12 protein-coding genes and 1 tRNA gene are annotated in these 14,314 nt (G+C 64.1%); 5 read left to right on the top strand and 8 right to left on the bottom strand.

All coding sequences use genetic code 11. The features are described from left to right. Nucleotides 1-126: 126 nt before the first annotated feature. The 4 genes from KYE46_RS02240 to KYE46_RS02225 are packed head-to-tail and all read right to left on the bottom strand — an operon-like array spanning nucleotide 127 to nucleotide 4,049. Nucleotides 127-867, bottom strand: coding sequence for an SDR family NAD(P)-dependent oxidoreductase (locus tag KYE46_RS02240; RefSeq protein WP_219003174.1), 741 nt, complete (start codon nucleotides 865-867; stop codon nucleotides 127-129). Further along, nucleotides 854-2,017 (bottom strand): SAM-dependent methyltransferase, encoded by a 1,164-nt coding sequence (locus KYE46_RS02235; protein ID WP_219003173.1) that lies wholly within the window; start codon nucleotides 2,015-2,017, stop codon nucleotides 854-856. The genes KYE46_RS02240 and KYE46_RS02235 overlap by 14 nt, the downstream gene beginning before the upstream one ends. Then, nucleotides 2,017-2,772: a DUF1365 domain-containing protein gene (locus KYE46_RS02230; protein WP_219003172.1), complete on the bottom strand. Its 756-nt coding sequence runs from the start codon at nucleotides 2,770-2,772 to the stop codon at nucleotides 2,017-2,019. Before KYE46_RS02230 ends, KYE46_RS02235 begins: the two co-directional genes overlap by 1 nt. Continuing rightward, nucleotides 2,769-4,049, bottom strand: coding sequence for an NAD(P)/FAD-dependent oxidoreductase (locus KYE46_RS02225; protein ID WP_219003171.1), 1,281 nt, complete (start codon nucleotides 4,047-4,049; stop codon nucleotides 2,769-2,771). The genes KYE46_RS02230 and KYE46_RS02225 overlap by 4 nt, the downstream gene beginning before the upstream one ends. Before the next feature lie 294 nt (nucleotides 4,050-4,343). Here KYE46_RS02225 and KYE46_RS02220 point away from each other — a divergent pair, with 294 nt between their 5' ends. After that, the gene (locus KYE46_RS02220) at nucleotides 4,344-5,756 is read left to right on the top strand and encodes an L-serine ammonia-lyase (RefSeq protein WP_219003170.1); all 1,413 of its coding nucleotides are present in this window, start codon (nucleotides 4,344-4,346) and stop codon (nucleotides 5,754-5,756) included. Between the two features lie 12 nt (nucleotides 5,757-5,768). Here the strand turns inward: KYE46_RS02220 and KYE46_RS02215 are convergent, their stop codons facing one another. After that, nucleotides 5,769-6,569: a glutathione S-transferase family protein gene (locus KYE46_RS02215; protein ID WP_219003168.1), complete on the bottom strand. Its 801-nt coding sequence runs from the start codon at nucleotides 6,567-6,569 to the stop codon at nucleotides 5,769-5,771. 100 nt (nucleotides 6,570-6,669) lie between these two features. Here KYE46_RS02215 and KYE46_RS02210 point away from each other — a divergent pair, with 100 nt between their 5' ends. Then, the gene (locus KYE46_RS02210; RefSeq protein ID WP_219003166.1) at nucleotides 6,670-7,608 is read left to right on the top strand and encodes a LysR family transcriptional regulator; all 939 of its coding nucleotides are present in this window, start codon (nucleotides 6,670-6,672) and stop codon (nucleotides 7,606-7,608) included. On the opposite strand, the gene KYE46_RS02205 is transcribed toward KYE46_RS02210, so the two are convergent. Then, nucleotides 7,605-8,606, bottom strand: coding sequence for a LacI family DNA-binding transcriptional regulator (locus tag KYE46_RS02205; RefSeq protein ID WP_219003164.1), 1,002 nt, complete (start codon nucleotides 8,604-8,606; stop codon nucleotides 7,605-7,607). The two genes, KYE46_RS02210 and KYE46_RS02205, sit on opposite strands and share 4 nt — an antisense overlap. A gap of 142 nt (nucleotides 8,607-8,748) precedes the next feature. On the opposite strand from KYE46_RS02205, the gene KYE46_RS02200 reads away from it, so the two are divergent. Next, a tRNA-Arg gene (locus KYE46_RS02200) sits at nucleotides 8,749-8,825 on the top strand. 174 nt (nucleotides 8,826-8,999) lie between these two features. Continuing rightward, complete coding sequence (locus tag KYE46_RS02195; protein ID WP_219003162.1) at nucleotides 9,000-11,951, top strand: error-prone DNA polymerase; 2,952 nt, start codon at nucleotides 9,000-9,002, stop codon at nucleotides 11,949-11,951. Between the two features lie 49 nt (nucleotides 11,952-12,000). Here KYE46_RS02195 and pip read toward each other — a convergent pair whose 3' ends face one another. Next, nucleotides 12,001-12,990, bottom strand: a complete 990-nt coding sequence (gene pip, locus KYE46_RS02190; RefSeq protein ID WP_219003161.1) for a prolyl aminopeptidase — start codon at nucleotides 12,988-12,990, stop codon at nucleotides 12,001-12,003. Between the two features lie 98 nt (nucleotides 12,991-13,088). Here pip and ubiG point away from each other — a divergent pair, with 98 nt between their 5' ends. Further along, nucleotides 13,089-13,850: a bifunctional 2-polyprenyl-6-hydroxyphenol methylase/3-demethylubiquinol 3-O-methyltransferase UbiG gene (gene ubiG / locus KYE46_RS02185; protein ID WP_219003159.1), complete on the top strand. Its 762-nt coding sequence runs from the start codon at nucleotides 13,089-13,091 to the stop codon at nucleotides 13,848-13,850. Here ubiG and KYE46_RS02180 read toward each other — a convergent pair. Beyond that, a complete protein-coding gene (locus tag KYE46_RS02180; protein WP_219003158.1) occupies nucleotides 13,847-14,290 on the bottom strand; it encodes a MarR family winged helix-turn-helix transcriptional regulator in 444 nt (147 codons plus the stop codon). The genes ubiG and KYE46_RS02180 overlap by 4 nt on opposite strands. Nucleotides 14,291-14,314: the final 24 nt, after the last annotated feature.

Genomic DNA, 14,314 nt, shown 5'->3' with positions numbered 1-14,314 from the left:
ATTTCGTTGAGGCAGGCGCACAGGGAACGGCGCAAGGGGTCAGAGCACACCGCCCGAGGAGGCGATGCGGGGTCGGTCATTATGCGTGCGTGGGCGATGCTCCCGACACGCAGGTTCAAGCAGAGCTCAACCGCTGGTCAGACGGCGGGTGAGCGGTAGCGCCGCCCAATAGGGCAGGATGCTGAGAAGCTTCAGCGCGTAGGTCAGGCGACGCGGGAAATGGATCTCGAACGCGTTCGAGTGCAGCCCATCGACGATGGCGCGCGCCGCGACTTCGGGGGTGACCATGGCGGGCATGTCGAAATCGTTGCGCTGCGTCATGCGCGTGTCGACGAATCCCGGGTTGATCAGGCGCACGTCACGGCTGTTGGCGAGTTCCACCCGCAACGACTCGGTAAAGTTGATCACGGCGGCCTTGGTGGCCGAGTAGATTTGCCCCTGCGGCAGCCCGATGTAGCCCGCGATGGAGCCGCAAAGCGCCAGTTGCCCGCCCTCTTTCAGCAGGGGTGTGGCAACCTGCGCGACGTTCAGGGTGCCGGTCAGGTTGACCGTGACAAGCTTGGCGGCAGATTCGGGGTCAATATCCATGACCTTGCCGGGGTCATACATCGCCGCGAGATGCACCACGCGGTCCAGCGGCACATGGTTGGAGATTTTCTGTGCCGCTTCATCCAGCGATTTGCGGTCACTCACGTCCAGCGGCAGCGCGATGTGATCCGGTCCGAGGCTGGCCGCGAGCTCTTCCAGCGGCTCGGATCGGCGTGCGGACAGGATCAGGCGGACGCCCCTCTTGGACCACTCGCGGGCCAAGGCCGCGCCGATCCCGTCGCTTGCGCCAATGATCCAGATTGTTTCAGGTCTCTGCATGGGCCAACTCCACTTGCACTACATCGGTGTGGTGGACGGCGAAGGAGCCAGCGCAAACGCCGAGGTAGTAGCGCCAGTTTCGCAAGAAGGCGTCGTTGTACCCCAGCTTCCTGATCCGGTCGGCCTGCGCGTCCAATCTGTCCTGCCACATGGCGCAGGTCCGCGCGTAGTCAACTCCGAAGGCGTGGGTATCCTTGATCACCAGCCCGGCGCGCTTGGCCTGATCAGCGATCACGGCCTTGGACAGGAGCATGCCCCCCGGGAAGGTGTAGTGACGGATATAGTCCGAGCTCTTGCGATAGGTCTCGAAGTAGGCGTCGGGCACGGTGATCGCCTGAACAACCGCCCGTCCCTGCTCGGACAGTCGCGCCTTGAGGGTGGAGAAATACGTGGGCCAGTAATCCTGCCCCACGGCTTCGATCATCTCGATGGACACGATATTGTCGTATGTGCCGGTGCACTCCCGATAGTCCTGCAGGCGGATTTCGGCGCGACCGTCGAGGCGGGCATCGGCATAGCCCTTCTGGCTCGGGGAGATGGTGAGGCCGGTGACGACCCGGCCCGCATCGGCCGCGCGCTCGGCGAAGCCGCCCCAGCCGCAGCCGATCTCCAGCACCCGCTCGCCGTCTGCCAACCGGTTCAGGATCCGGTCATACTTGCGCTCTTGTGCACGGCCGAGGTCATCGTCGCCGGGCGCGAACATGGCGGAGGAATAGGTCATGCTCTCGTCGAGCCACAGTTGGTAGAACTCGTTGCCCACGTCGTAATGGGCGCGGATGTTCCGGCCCGCCCCGCGCGGGGAATTGGCCCGCATCAGGCGGTGCACGGCGCGGAACTTCAGGTTGTTCCAGAACCCCGGGAAGGCGTAATCCTCGAGCTGGTCCTGATTGTACATCGCGACCTCCGTGAGGTCCGAGATCGAGGGCGTGTCCCACAGGCCCGCCACGTAGGTTTCGCCAAGCCCGATATCGCCGCGCGCGGCAATCGCGGTGATCACGGACCAATCGTGCAGCGTCATCTCGGCCTTCGGGCTGCCCTGCCCGAAATCATGCACCTCGCCCTCGGGCGTGCGCAGGCGGAGGCTGCCGCGGTCGATCCGGGCGCAGCTATCCAGAAAATCATGCTTTACGCGTTTGGTCAGGAAAAACATCAGGTCACCTCGGTCTTCGGTGGGGTCGGTCGGGTGCGATAGGTCGCCCCCTTCAGCTTCAGGCGCAGAGCCTGCCAGTAGATCAGCGCGATGGTTCGGATAGCGCCTAGGGGCCGCCGCAGGCTGGCGCCGAGGATACCGGCGTTCGTCAACGGCGCGCGCGGCCCGGTGAGCGTGGCGAGAACACCCTCGTCACCATTGCTGTGCAGGATACGAATGTCGATCACCGTGTCCTGAATGTCGAAGGTGAAGGCGTAGCTGCCTTTGACCTCCTGGAACGGCGACACATGCAGCGATTTCGGCGCGTGTATCCGCGTCTCCCGCTCGATCGGGCCAAAGCCCGGCGTGTGGCAGAGGTAGGAATGGCGGTCACCAAAGGGCGTGGACACTTCGGCGATGACCGCGATCAGGGTGTCGCCCTCTAGGACCAGCCAGAAGCTCACTGGGTTGAAGACGTAGCCCAGAAACCGCGGCTGTGTGAGAAGACGCAACTGCACCGGTCGGTCACCCAGGCCGTGATCCGCAAGCACCTGCCGGGCCCAGACGGGACCACGTTCGTCCGTGAGCGGCCCGCCGTGGTCGGCATCGTGCACCGAAAACAGGTTGAACCGATTGCGCGAGAACAGAAGCGGCCCCGGCGCCGAGGCTTCGGGATCGATCAGCACGTAGTCGACGCCGTAGCGAAACATGTGCCGGATCTCTCCCTTGCGCCTGTGCATCGTGGCACCCGCGATATGCTCGGGCCTGTGCGTCATGCTGTCTGCCGCTCCATCAAGCGGGCGATGCGCGCCGCGCTGGCGAAACCGTCCTCGTGGAAGCCGTGGCGCGTGTAGGCGCCCGCAAACCACGTGTTGTTCTGCCCCTGCATCTCGGTCAGCTGCGTCTGCGCCTTCAGGGCAGCGCCATCGAACACCGGATGGCGGAATGTCGTCTGGTCGTAGATCAAATGCGCAGGCACCTCGGTTGACGGGTTCAGCGACACGAAGAGGGGGTCGCTCTCCGGAATATTCTGCAATCGATTCATCCAATAGGTTACGCCAATTGCCGGTTCGGGCCGAGTCGTATCCGCCTTGTAGACCCAGCTGGACCATACGGCCCGGCGCTTCGGCATCTGCGCCGCGTCGCGGTGCAGGATCATTTCGTTGTTCTGAAACCGGATCGCGGAAAGGGCGGCTTTTTCCTGCGGCGTCGGTTGCGCCAGCAATCGCAGCGCCTGATCGGAATGGCAGGCAAAAATCACGTGGTCGAATACCTCTGGCGCGCCAGCGGCAGGAAAAACCGTGCTTTGGGTACCCGTGCGGGTGACGCTCTGGATGGGAGAGGCCGTTCGGATCGCGACGCCGCGTCCCAGCAGGTGACGCTCCAACCGTTGGATGTATTCGATGCTGCCGCCGTCAACGGTCCACCATTGGTGGGTGCCCGACGCGCTGAGCAGCGCGTGGTTGCGGAAGAACTGCAGCAGAGCCCGAGCCGGAAAGGCGCGGATTTCCGAGGGCGGCGTGGACCAGATCGCACCGCACAGCGGCATCAAATAATAGCGCTGGAACCACTCGCCCAAGTTCAGGTCCGCCATCAGGTCACCAATGGTCGCGCCGTCGTCCTTGGCGAGTGCCTCGGCCTTTCCATTGAAGCGCAGGATGTCACGCACCATTCGCACGAAGCCCGGGCGCAGCAGGTTGCGGCGCTGTGCCGTCATCGCCCTCAGATTGCGGAGCGCATATTCGATCTCGCCCCCGTTGATCGACGCGCCAAAACTCATGTCACTGCGCTCTACCGGCACGTCGAGGTCGTGGAACATCCGCGTCAGATGCGGATAGTTGGCATAGTTGAACACGATGAAGCCGGTATCGACCGGCTGATCGCCGCGTAGCCCTGCGGTAATCGTCCGCGCGTGCCCACCCAGACGGGGAGCGGCCTCGAAGACAGTCACCGCGTGGTGCGGGGCGAGCAGATAGGCCGCGGAAAGGCCGGAAATACCGCCCCCGATCACGGCAATGCGTTGGGGGGCAATCGGGCGGGCGTCAATTAACATTGGTACTCCGGCAGGTTAGGTAATCCTGATACGGCGCCCCGAGGCTACCGGATCACAATTGCCCGTGAGAAAGTGCTGTCCTGCCATTTCCGTGAAGCCCGCGCGCCCGATGATCGGGAGAGCCGGCCGAAGGTCGCGGGCGCGGTCGGCTGAGGGTTCAACGCGAGAAGTCCACATGTGTTCCGCAGCTTTGCGCGGCGGTGATATTTCTGCTGCCCTTTAAGGGGTCGCAATTCATCTGTAGCACGTCGTTGACGCTCTTAGGGAATCGCTGGAAGCGAGCTAGTTGAAGCCATGTTTTTAAGTATCTTCGACATCTTCAAGGTGGGTATCGGCCCCTCGTCCTCGCACACGATGGGCCCGATGACGGCTGCCGCGCGCTTTCTCGACGACCTGCGCTCAGGGCGCGAAAAGGAGCCCGGCGCCGGCGAGCTTGGCGGTCTGGGCTGCTCGCTCCACGGCTCGCTTGCCTTCACCGGCAAGGGCCATGCGACGGACCGCGCGGTGATCCTCGGGTTCGCCGGGTTCGAGCCTGCGACGCTTGATCCCGACCGGGCAGAACAGCTTGAGGCCGAAATCCGCGCCTCGGGCATCGTCAACCCGGAGGGCCTTGGCCCCCTCAAGTTCGCCCCCGACAGCGATCTGGTGTTTGACTACGACGTGACGCTGCCCGGCCACGCCAACGGCATGGTGCTGCGCGCCTTTGACACCCAAGGGAACCTCTACCTGGAGGAGACCTATTATTCGATCGGCGGCGGCTTCGTCGTGACCGAGAAAGAGCTGAACGCCGCCGGCGATGGGCCCGATGCCCTCCATGCCGAGGCGCAAAGCGCGGGCTTCCCCCATCCCTTCGGCTCTGCCGCTGAAATGCTGAAGATGGGCGAGTCCTCCGGCAAGACCATCGCCCAGATGAAATGGGAAAACGAAAGCGCCCTGTCGTCCCGCGCGGAGGTGCGCAACCGCGTTGACGCCATTTGGACCGCGATGAACGATTGCATCGATCGCGGCCTGCGGATGGAGGGCGAACTGCCCGGCGGTCTGGCCGTGAAGCGCCGCGCCAAGCATATCTTCGATCAGTTGAAAGCCGAAGCCGGCACCAATCAGGCCCAGCCGCACGTCGCGAATGACTGGCTCTCGGTCTATGCGATGGCGGTGAACGAGGAAAACGCCGCCGGGGGCCGGGTCGTGACCTCGCCCACCAATGGCGCCGCCGGTGTCGTGCCCGCCGTGCTGCGCTACTACCGCGATCATTGCATCGGCGCGACCGAGGACGGTCTGCGTGATTTCATGATGACCTCCGCCGCCATCGGCGGGTTGATCAAGCACAACGCCTCGATCTCCGGCGCGGAGGTCGGCTGCCAAGGCGAGGTCGGCAGCGCTTCGGCCATGGCCGCCGCAGGCCTCTGTGCCGCGCTTGGCGGGACCAATGCGCAGATCGAGAACGCGGCGGAAATCGCGCTGGAGCATCACATGGGCATGACCTGCGACCCGGTCGCGGGCCTCGTTCAGGTGCCCTGCATCGAACGCAACGGCCTGGGGGCGATCAAGGCCGTCTCGGCCGCTTCGCTCGCGCTGCGCGGCGACGGCACGCATTACATGCCGCTCGACAATTGCATCGAGGCGATGCGCCAGACCGGCATCGACATGAACACCAAGTACAAGGAAACCTCGATGGGTGGCCTTGCCGTGAACCTGCCCCAGTGCTGAGACGGCTCTCCGTCAGGAAATGAGGCCCAAGGCTTCATCCGAGGCCGTGCCCTCATACTTCTCGCGGGGGGGCCACGGCCTGTCTTTCCAATGCGGCTCGAAGGCGAAGCTTGAAACCGATCGGCCGTCCACCAGGGCGCCGTTCCCCGCGCCCAAGGCGTAATCGTAATAGAGCTTCACGATCTCTTCCTTGGTGACCTGATCCGTCGCGTCATGGGCCATGCACTCCTGTCGCCACAGGCTCACCCGGCGATATTCGGGCGTGTCAGGCAGCTCGAAATCCTCGTAGTAATCCAGAAACCAGAACCGCTTGAACATCGGTGTGAAGACAGCCTCCGCCAGCCCGAAATCGTCGAAGAGAAACGGGCCGTCGGGGCTGTGGTGAACAAGGAACGCGTCAATGTCGCGATAGAGCCCCAGAAGCTTCTCCGCATGTTCGCCACGCTTCGCAGGATCCTGGTTCATGACGAAGAGATAGCCCGCCATGGTGAACGGCCCCTCGCGGGCGATCAGCATCGATTCGACCGCATGTTCGGCCGGATCCTTCCGGCGCAACGCGGGCCCGTCGATCACCTCGTCCAGATAACGGAGGATGACGAGGCTTTCCTTGATGATCTCTCCATCCGGCGTCTCGAGCACCGGCAGCGCCGTGGTGCCGCGGGTCTTTTCCAACAGAGCCGGATCGCGGGGCTTGGTGATATCGACGACCCGGAATTCCACCGCGTCCTCGCGCCCGCGCAACGCCAGCAGGATCTCCAGCCGTTGCGAGAAGGGGCAGACCGGAATGTGATAGACGATATGCTTGGCGCTCATGACGTTCTCTCCAAGGTCGATGCGGTGCGGTTTCCCGACAATCTAGCGCTCAACTCCGGTATCGACCAAACGCTATGGCTCGATATAGGCTATTGGCAGGATGAATTTCGCGACCTTTGACCTCAACCTGTTGCGCGTTCTGGATGCGCTGCTCTGCGAAGGCTCCACCGTGAAGGCCGCCAAGCGGCTCGGCCTGTCGCAACCCGCCGTCTCTGGCAGCCTCTCACGGTTGCGCTATGCCATGGGCGACCCGCTGTTCGTGCGTCAAGGCAATCGGCTGGTCGCCACGGAATACGCCGCCGGATTGCGCGTGCCTCTCAGGGAGGAGCTGGACCGGATCGAAGCGCTCCTCTCGCCGCCGACCCTCATCGATCCGAAAACCGCCGTGGGCACGTTCCGGATCGCAGGCGTCGATTTCTTCGCCGAGATGTTGATCCCTCCGCTCGCGGACCTGCTGCAAAAGGAAGCGCCCGGCGTGCGCGTGCAGCTTGTCGACCTCGTCCCGCAGGATCACGTCGCCAGCCTTGAGAGGCGCAAGGCCGACATCGCGCTTTTGCCCGATATGCCCCTGCCCGATTGGGTCAGCCGAAAGGAGCTCTTCCGGTCCGCGTTCCACGTGATCGCGCGTAAAGGCAATCCCGAGATCGCCGGCCTCACCCCGGGCGAGACCATGCCGCTGGAGGTGTTCTGCTGCCTGCATCACGTGCTATTTTCACCGGAAGGCCACACTGCCGCCATGGGCGACGCTGCCTTGGCCGAGGTCGGTCGGCAACGGCACGTGGCCATCACCGTCCCGGTCTTCTCAGGCGTCTGCCGGGCTGTGCGCGAGAGTGACCTGATCGCCCTCGTCCCGGCGCAACTGGCCGCCGACATGGCCCGGAGCTTCGAGCTACAGGTGTTCCTGCCGCCCATGCCCATCGACCCGGCGCTGATCGTCGGCATCTGGCACAAGAGGGCGGACAAGGCGCCGCTTGCGATGTGGATACGCGAGCAGATCTTCCGCCTGACAAGCCGGTTGGATCCAGCTTTCGCCGATTAACGCCCGTGGCTTAAGCGCGCGCGAACGGTGTCACCGGGAAGGAACTCCGGCTCCATCCGCACGACTTCCTCGGTCAGTTCGTTGGCCACCATCATCTCGGCCGCCCGGCGCCCGATGGCCTCGCGCTTGCTGTCCATCGTCGCGATCCGCATCGGCATACCATCCAACACCTCGAAGGAGTTGAACCCGGCCATTCCGATCTCGTTTGGAATATCCATGCCCTTCTCGAGGCAATACAAAAGGCCGCCGGCTGCGTTCATATCCGTGTTGTAGTAAAGAAAATCCAAACCCGGCGTCCGCTCTAACAGCGCTCGGGTCATGTTGCGGCCGGTACCGAAGCCCGACGCGCCCTCGTAGAAGATGCTATCGGTTAGCGCCACGCCCGCCTCTTTCAAGCCCTCTTCAAACCCGCGGTAGCGCTTCTGCGCCCGCGCATCGGCGATCGAGCTGGACCCGAGATAGCCAATCCGCTTGTAGCCACGCGCCACGATCTCCTCGGCCATGGCCCGTCCCGCGGCCCCATGGCTGATGCCCACCGCGGCCGCGACCGGGTCGCCATCCACATCCATGACCTCGACCACGGGCACGCCCGCATTGCGCATCATCGCGCGGGCCGCGTCAGTATGCTCCAACCCCGCCACGATCAGCCCCGACGGACGCCAGCTCAGCATCTCGTAAATGACCTTCTCTTCCTGCCGCTGGTCGTATTGCGAGGTGCCAACGACGGGTTGCAACTCCGTGCCATCCAGAGCCGCGCCGATGCCATGCAGCACGTCGGGAAACACCATGTTCGAGAGGGAGGGAATGACCACGCCGACGAGGTTCACCCGGTTTGACGCCAACGCCCCGGCGATCTTGTTGGGCACATAGCCCAGACGCCGCGCCGCCTCGAACACCCGTTCCCGCGTCTTGTCCGAGACGTCTCCGCGATTGCGCAGCACTCGGCTGACCGTCATCTCGCTCACCGACGCAGCATCCGCCACGTCACGCAGGGTCATCTGCGGCTTGCCATCAAATGGATTACGTCCGCGCAACTGAGTTTCCTTCGATCGTGAGCGCTATCATTTGTTGATACGCCCCGGACACGCCCCTGCGCAAGCGGTTGCGGCAGCGGAGGAAATCACCGAAAACGAAACCCACGGCCCCGTGGCTCAACTGGATAGAGCAGCCCCCTCCTAAGGGGCAGGTTGCAGGTTCGAATCCTGCCGGGGTCGCCACCATCTCGCTGCGCGCCATCGCCCATCCAGGCTCCCTCTTTCATCTTTTCCCAAATACGGTCAGGGGGGTCCGGGGGGATGACATCCCCCCGCTGTGAAAACGCCGCGAATGACGCGCCGGAAGGCAGGCACGCGGGACTCCAAAATCAGAACAAAATGTGAACATACTTACCGATGGGATTCGCCGAGCTCTCCATCACCACCAATTTTACCTTCCTCGGGGGCGGCTCCCACCCCGAGGATTACGCGCGTCGTGCCGCGATCCTCGGGGTCGATGCGATCGCCATCGCTGATGAGAACTCCGTCGCAGGCATCGTCCGGGCCTGGTCCGAGCTGCAAAAGATCCAGCAGGAAATCGACGACGCCAAGGTGGCCGCGCGCGATCCCATCGGGCCGCCCAAGCCTGCGCATGTGCCCGCGGCGCCCCGGGCCAATATCGATCACGTGCCGCGGCTTCTGCCGGCCTCTCGCCTGATTTTCACCGAAGGCATCCAGATCACTGCCCTGCCCCGGGACCGGATCGGTTGGGCCACCCTTTGCCGCCTTCTTTCCCTCGGGCGCCTGCGGGCCGAGAAAGGGGCGTGCATCCTGCATCTGGATGACCTGATCACCCGACACGAGGGGTTGGAGCTTCTGATCCATGTGCCGCGTCATCCCTCGAAAGGGTGGTACCGCGCTGTCAAACGCGCCTCCCGCCTGTCGCCCTGGATGTGTCTCTCGCCGCAATACGATGGACAGGACACGGTGCGTTTCGCGGCCTACACACGGCTGGCCGACAGCCTTGATCTGCGTACCGTCGCCTCGGCGCGGCCGCTGATGCATCACGGCTCACGCCGCCGCCTGACCGATGTGCTGACCTGCATCCGGGAAGGCATAAGGGTCGAAGATCTCGGCACCGCCGCCCAGGCCAACGCCGAGCAGCGCCTGCGGGGGCTGGACGAGATGCAGCGCATTTTCGAAGGCCATGAAGAGGCCTTGGCCCATACCCTGACCCTTGCCGAGCGGTGCCAGTTCGACATCGCCAGTCTGCGCTACGAATACCCTTCCGAGATCGCCGACGGAGAAACCGCCGCCGACAGGCTGCGGCGTCTGGCGAAGCAGGGGCTGCGCTGGCGTTATCCGCAAGGGGTGCCGGAACGGGCCGCCACGCAGTTGGATCACGAGCTCTCCCTCATCGCCAAACTGGGGTACGAGCCGTACTTCCTGACCGTCAACGACATCGTCGCTTTCGCCCGGTCGCGCAATATCCTCTGCCAAGGGCGGGGCTCGGCGGCCAATTCGATCACCTGCTACGCCCTCGGGGTCACCTCCGTCTCGCCCGAAATCGGCACCATGGTCTTCGAGCGTTTCGTCTCCGAAGCCCGCAACGAGCCGCCCGATATCGATGTCGATTTCGAGCACGAACGCCGGGAAGAGGTCATCCAGCACATCTACGAGCGCTATGGCCGCCACCGTGCGGGTCTTTGTGCGACGGTCATTCATTACCGCAGCAAGCGCGCCGTGCGGGAAGTCGGCCGCGCCATGGGGCTGAGCGAAGACATCCTCTCGGCCCTGTCGTCACAGATCTGGGGATCGTGGTCGAACGCCGGCCCCGATGTCAGCCGGTTGCGGGAAGTCGGCCTCGATCCCAACAGCCCGCGCCTGATCCAGACCATCGGGTTGATTCAAGAGATCATCGGCTTCCCCCGCCACCTGAGCCAGCACGTGGGCGGCTTTGTCATCACCGAAGGCCGGCTCGACGAACTGGTGCCGATCGAGAATGCCTCGATGGAGGATCGTACGGTGATCTGTTGGGACAAGGACGACATCGATGCCCTCGGCATCCTCAAGGTCGACATCCTCGCCTTGGGCATGCTGACCTGCATCCGCAAGGCCTTCGATCTTCTCAAGCGTCATCACCAGACCGAGTACACCCTGGCCACCCTGCCGCCCGAGGATCCTGCGACCTACGACATGCTGTGCCGGGCCGACAGCCTGGGTGTCTTTCAGGTGGAAAGCCGCGCGCAGATGAACTTCCTGCCTCGGATGCGGCCGCGGTGTTTCTACGACCTGGTTATTCAGGTCGCGATCATCCGGCCCGGTCCCATTCAGGGCGACATGGTGCATCCGTTCATCCGGCGCCGGAATGGCGAGGAGGAGGTCAGCTTCCCCTCCGATGCCCTGGGCCGGGTTCTGGGCAAGACCCTCGGCGTGCCGCTGTTTCAGGAACAGGCGATGCAGATCGCCATCACGGGCGCAGGCTTCTCGCCGGAAGAGGCCGACCGCCTGCGGCGCGCCCTTGCCACGTTCAAGAAACACGGCAACGTCAGCGAGTTGCGCACGCGCTTCCTGCGCGGCATGCGCGACAACGGCTATGACGACGACTTTGCGGAACGCTGCTTCAGCCAGATCGAGGGCTTTGGCGCCTACGGCTTCCCGGAATCCCACGCCGCCAGCTTCGCGCTGCTGGTCTATGCCTCCAGCTGGTTGAAATACCACCACCCCGGCATTTTCGCCTGTTCGCTTCTGAACGCCCAACCCATGGGCTTCTATGCCCCCGCCCAGATCGTCCGCGATGCCCGGGAGCATGGCGTCGAGGTGCGGCCTGTCTGCGTCAACCGCTCTCACTGGGACAACGTGATGGAACGCAAGGACAACGGCGAGCTGGTCCTGCGCCTCGGCTTCCGGCAGATCAAGGCCATGCGCGAGGAAGAGGTCGATTGGCTGATCGCGGCGCGTGGCAATGGGTACACTTCCGTCGAGGACGTCTGGCGCCTTGCCGGGCTGGACGCGCAGACGCTTACCATTCTGGCCGAGGCGGATACTTTCGCCGCCCTCGGCATCTCTCGCCGCGATGCGCTTTGGGCGGCCCGCGCCCTGACCCCGAAAAACGAGCTGCCGCTGTTCAAGGGAGACCTGGACGGCGAAGGGATCTTCGAGCCCGCCGTGCATCTGCCGCAGATGACCGAAGGGGAAAACGTGGTGGAAGACTACGTCTCCATGCGCCTGACCCTGCGCACGCATCCCCTCGCCCTGATCCGCAACCGCCTCAGCCCCGGCATCGACCCCCGCCTGCTGGCCGAACCGCCTACCCCGCGCGAGGAGAAAAAGCCTTGCAAGGCTTTTGACGCGCCCTCCGGCGCGTGACAGCTTTTTTCAAAAAGCTGCAAAGGCCCTTGTAAGGGCCTTCCCCCGCTCACAATCCGTACTTCGTGGCTTTCTCGCCCACCGCGCGCATCAGGCGCACAAGCTCCTGACTGATGCCCGGCTCGCTCAAGGCGTGACCCGCCGCGCGCACCATGCGCAGGTGGCCTCCCGGCCATTTCGACGCCAGCGCATGGGCCGAGATCGGCGGGCATATCATGTCGTAGCGTCCCTGAACGATCGTGCCCGGCACATGGGCGATGCGGTGCACGTCGCGCAGGATCTGGCCGTCTTCCTCCAGAAAGCCCTTGTTGACGAAGTAGTGGTTCTCCAACCGGGCAAAGGCGCGCGCGTATTCGGCCGGGCTTTCACCCCCCTGTCCGTCACTGTCCATCGAGGCCAGCGCATTCTCCCACGCGGCCCAGGCCCGTCCGAAGCGGGTCTCCACCATCCTGTCGCCTGAGAACAGCCGGCGGTTGTAGGCGGCAATCAGGTCGTGCCGTTCGTCTTCCGGCACGAGGCTCACGAACCGCTGCCACTGCTCGGGCCAGAACTGTCCCGCCCCGCCCCCGTAGAACCAGTCCAGCTCCCGTTGCATCGACAGGAACACGCCGCGCAGCGCCAGGTAGGCCACAGCTTCTGGATGGGTTTCTGCATAAATCAGGCCCAGCGTCGCCCCCCAGCTGCCGCCGAACACCGCCCAGCGGTCGATGCCGAGTGTCGTGCGGATTTTCTCGATATCGCGGACGAGGTGCCATGTCGTGTTGTCGGTGGTCGAGGCATGGGGCCGGGAGCGGCCGCAACCGCGCTGGTCGAACAGGATGATGCGCCAGACTGCCGGATCGAAGTAGCGCCGCATCGCCGGGCTGCAGCCGCCGCCGGGACCGCCATGCAGCACCACCACCGGCGCGCCCCGGGGGTTGCCGCATTGCTCGAGGTAGATGTGATGCCCGTCACCCACCTCCAGAATACGCTGATCGAAGGGATCGATCGGCGGAAACAAATGCGAGAATGTGCGCTTTTGGCCCGAGAACTTGTCCATGTCCGTCCTATATAGAACGTGACGTCGGTAACGACACGTCGAGTTGATTTTGCCGATTGAGGCAAAGCCAAGATTTGCAAAGGATGGAGGGGATGTCCATGACAGCCGCGCCCGTTAACACCGTCGATGACAGCGAAGTCGCCAAGTTCGAGGCGATGGCCGCCGAATGGTGGGACCTGAATGGCAAGTTCAAGCCTCTGCATATGCTGAACCCGACGCGGCTCGATTACATCACGCGACAGATCGCCGCCGAATTCGGCCGTGACCTGAAGGCCGAGGCGCCATTCGCGGGCCTTCGCATCCTCGACATCGGATGCGGCGGCGGATTGCTCGCCGAGCCGATGGCGCGTTTGGGTGCGGATGTCGTGGGGGCTGACGCGGCGGCGGGCAATATCCCGGTCGCGCAGATCCACGCGGCGCAGTCGGGGCTCGAGATCGACTATCGCCACACGACCGCCGAGGCACTGGCCGAGGCGGGCGAGCAGTTCGACGTGGTGCTGAACATGGAAGTGGTCGAGCACGTGGCCGATCCGCTCGGCTACCTGACCGCCTGCCAGCAGCTCCTGAAACCCGGCGGGCTGATGATCTGCTCGACCCTCAACCGGAACCCGAAAAGCTTCCTGTTGGCGATCATCGGCGCAGAGCATGTCATGCGCTGGCTGCCCAAGGGGACCCACGAGTGGTCGAAGTTCATCACCCCGGACGAGCTGTTCTCGCTGATCACGCAGGCCGGGCTCGATCCGGTCGACCGCAAAGGGTTCGTGTTCAATCCGGTGCTCTGGACCTGGGGGATCAGCGACCGCGATCTCAGCGTGAATTACGTCACCGCATCGGTCAAACGCGCCGGCAGCGAAGGCTAGCCTTCGCCCTCCAGCTTGCGGCGCACGTCGCGCAGCAGCGGCAAGGCATCGCGGACCTTGCCGGGACCGATTTCGGCCACGGCCTCGGTCAGGATCGGGACGATGGCTGAAATCGCCGCCTCCCGCGCCCGCCGCCCGGCGGGACTTATCGAGATCATCTTGCGGCGTGCATCATCCCAATCGGGCCGCACATGGATATGCCCGGCCCATTCCAGCTTGTTCAGCGTGTTGGTCATCGCGCCCCGCGTCAGGTGAAACGCCCGCGCCAGCTGTGCGGGCGATTTTTCTTCCTGGGTGGCGGCCAGATGATTGAGCACGGAAAAATGGCTCAACTCCATGCCCTTCGGCAACGCTTTCGACAGCCGCGCGCGCGCCAGCTGGTCGATCATGAAGACCTCACTGAACAGCGCGACAGAGAGCGGATCGTCGTGTTTGGACATGGCGCGGAGTAAAGAGCCGCAGGA

This window comes from Gymnodinialimonas ceratoperidinii (assembly GCF_019297855.1).
In the GTDB taxonomy this organism is placed as follows: Bacteria; Pseudomonadota; Alphaproteobacteria; order Rhodobacterales; family Rhodobacteraceae; genus Gymnodinialimonas; species Gymnodinialimonas ceratoperidinii.
Note: the sequence above shows the minus strand (reverse complement) of the source record. Positions and strands in the feature narration are given on the sequence as shown.

Excerpts from the sequence above, each read along its gene's own strand:
- pip (WP_219003161.1), bottom strand. The coding sequence starts at position 12,990 with ATGGACAAGTTCTCGGGCCAAAAGCGCACATTCTCGCATTTGTTTCCG.
- KYE46_RS02225 (WP_219003171.1), bottom strand. The coding sequence starts at position 4,049 with ATGTTAATTGACGCCCGCCCGATTGCCCCCCAACGCATTGCCGTGATC.
- KYE46_RS02235 (WP_219003173.1), bottom strand. The coding sequence starts at position 2,017 with ATGTTTTTCCTGACCAAACGCGTAAAGCATGATTTTCTGGATAGCTGC.
- KYE46_RS02230 (WP_219003172.1), bottom strand. The coding sequence starts at position 2,772 with ATGACGCACAGGCCCGAGCATATCGCGGGTGCCACGATGCACAGGCGC.
- KYE46_RS02240 (WP_219003174.1), bottom strand. The coding sequence starts at position 867 with ATGCAGAGACCTGAAACAATCTGGATCATTGGCGCAAGCGACGGGATC.
- KYE46_RS02215 (WP_219003168.1), bottom strand. The coding sequence starts at position 6,569 with ATGAGCGCCAAGCATATCGTCTATCACATTCCGGTCTGCCCCTTCTCG.
- KYE46_RS02180 (WP_219003158.1), bottom strand. The coding sequence starts at position 14,290 with ATGTCCAAACACGACGATCCGCTCTCTGTCGCGCTGTTCAGTGAGGTC.
- KYE46_RS02205 (WP_219003164.1), bottom strand. The coding sequence starts at position 8,606 with ATGACCCTGCGTGACGTGGCGGATGCTGCGTCGGTGAGCGAGATGACG.
- KYE46_RS02210 (WP_219003166.1), top strand. The coding sequence starts at position 6,670 with ATGAATTTCGCGACCTTTGACCTCAACCTGTTGCGCGTTCTGGATGCG.
- ubiG (WP_219003159.1), top strand. The coding sequence starts at position 13,089 with ATGACAGCCGCGCCCGTTAACACCGTCGATGACAGCGAAGTCGCCAAG.
- KYE46_RS02195 (WP_219003162.1), top strand. The coding sequence starts at position 9,000 with ATGGGATTCGCCGAGCTCTCCATCACCACCAATTTTACCTTCCTCGGG.
- KYE46_RS02220 (WP_219003170.1), top strand. The coding sequence starts at position 4,344 with ATGTTTTTAAGTATCTTCGACATCTTCAAGGTGGGTATCGGCCCCTCG.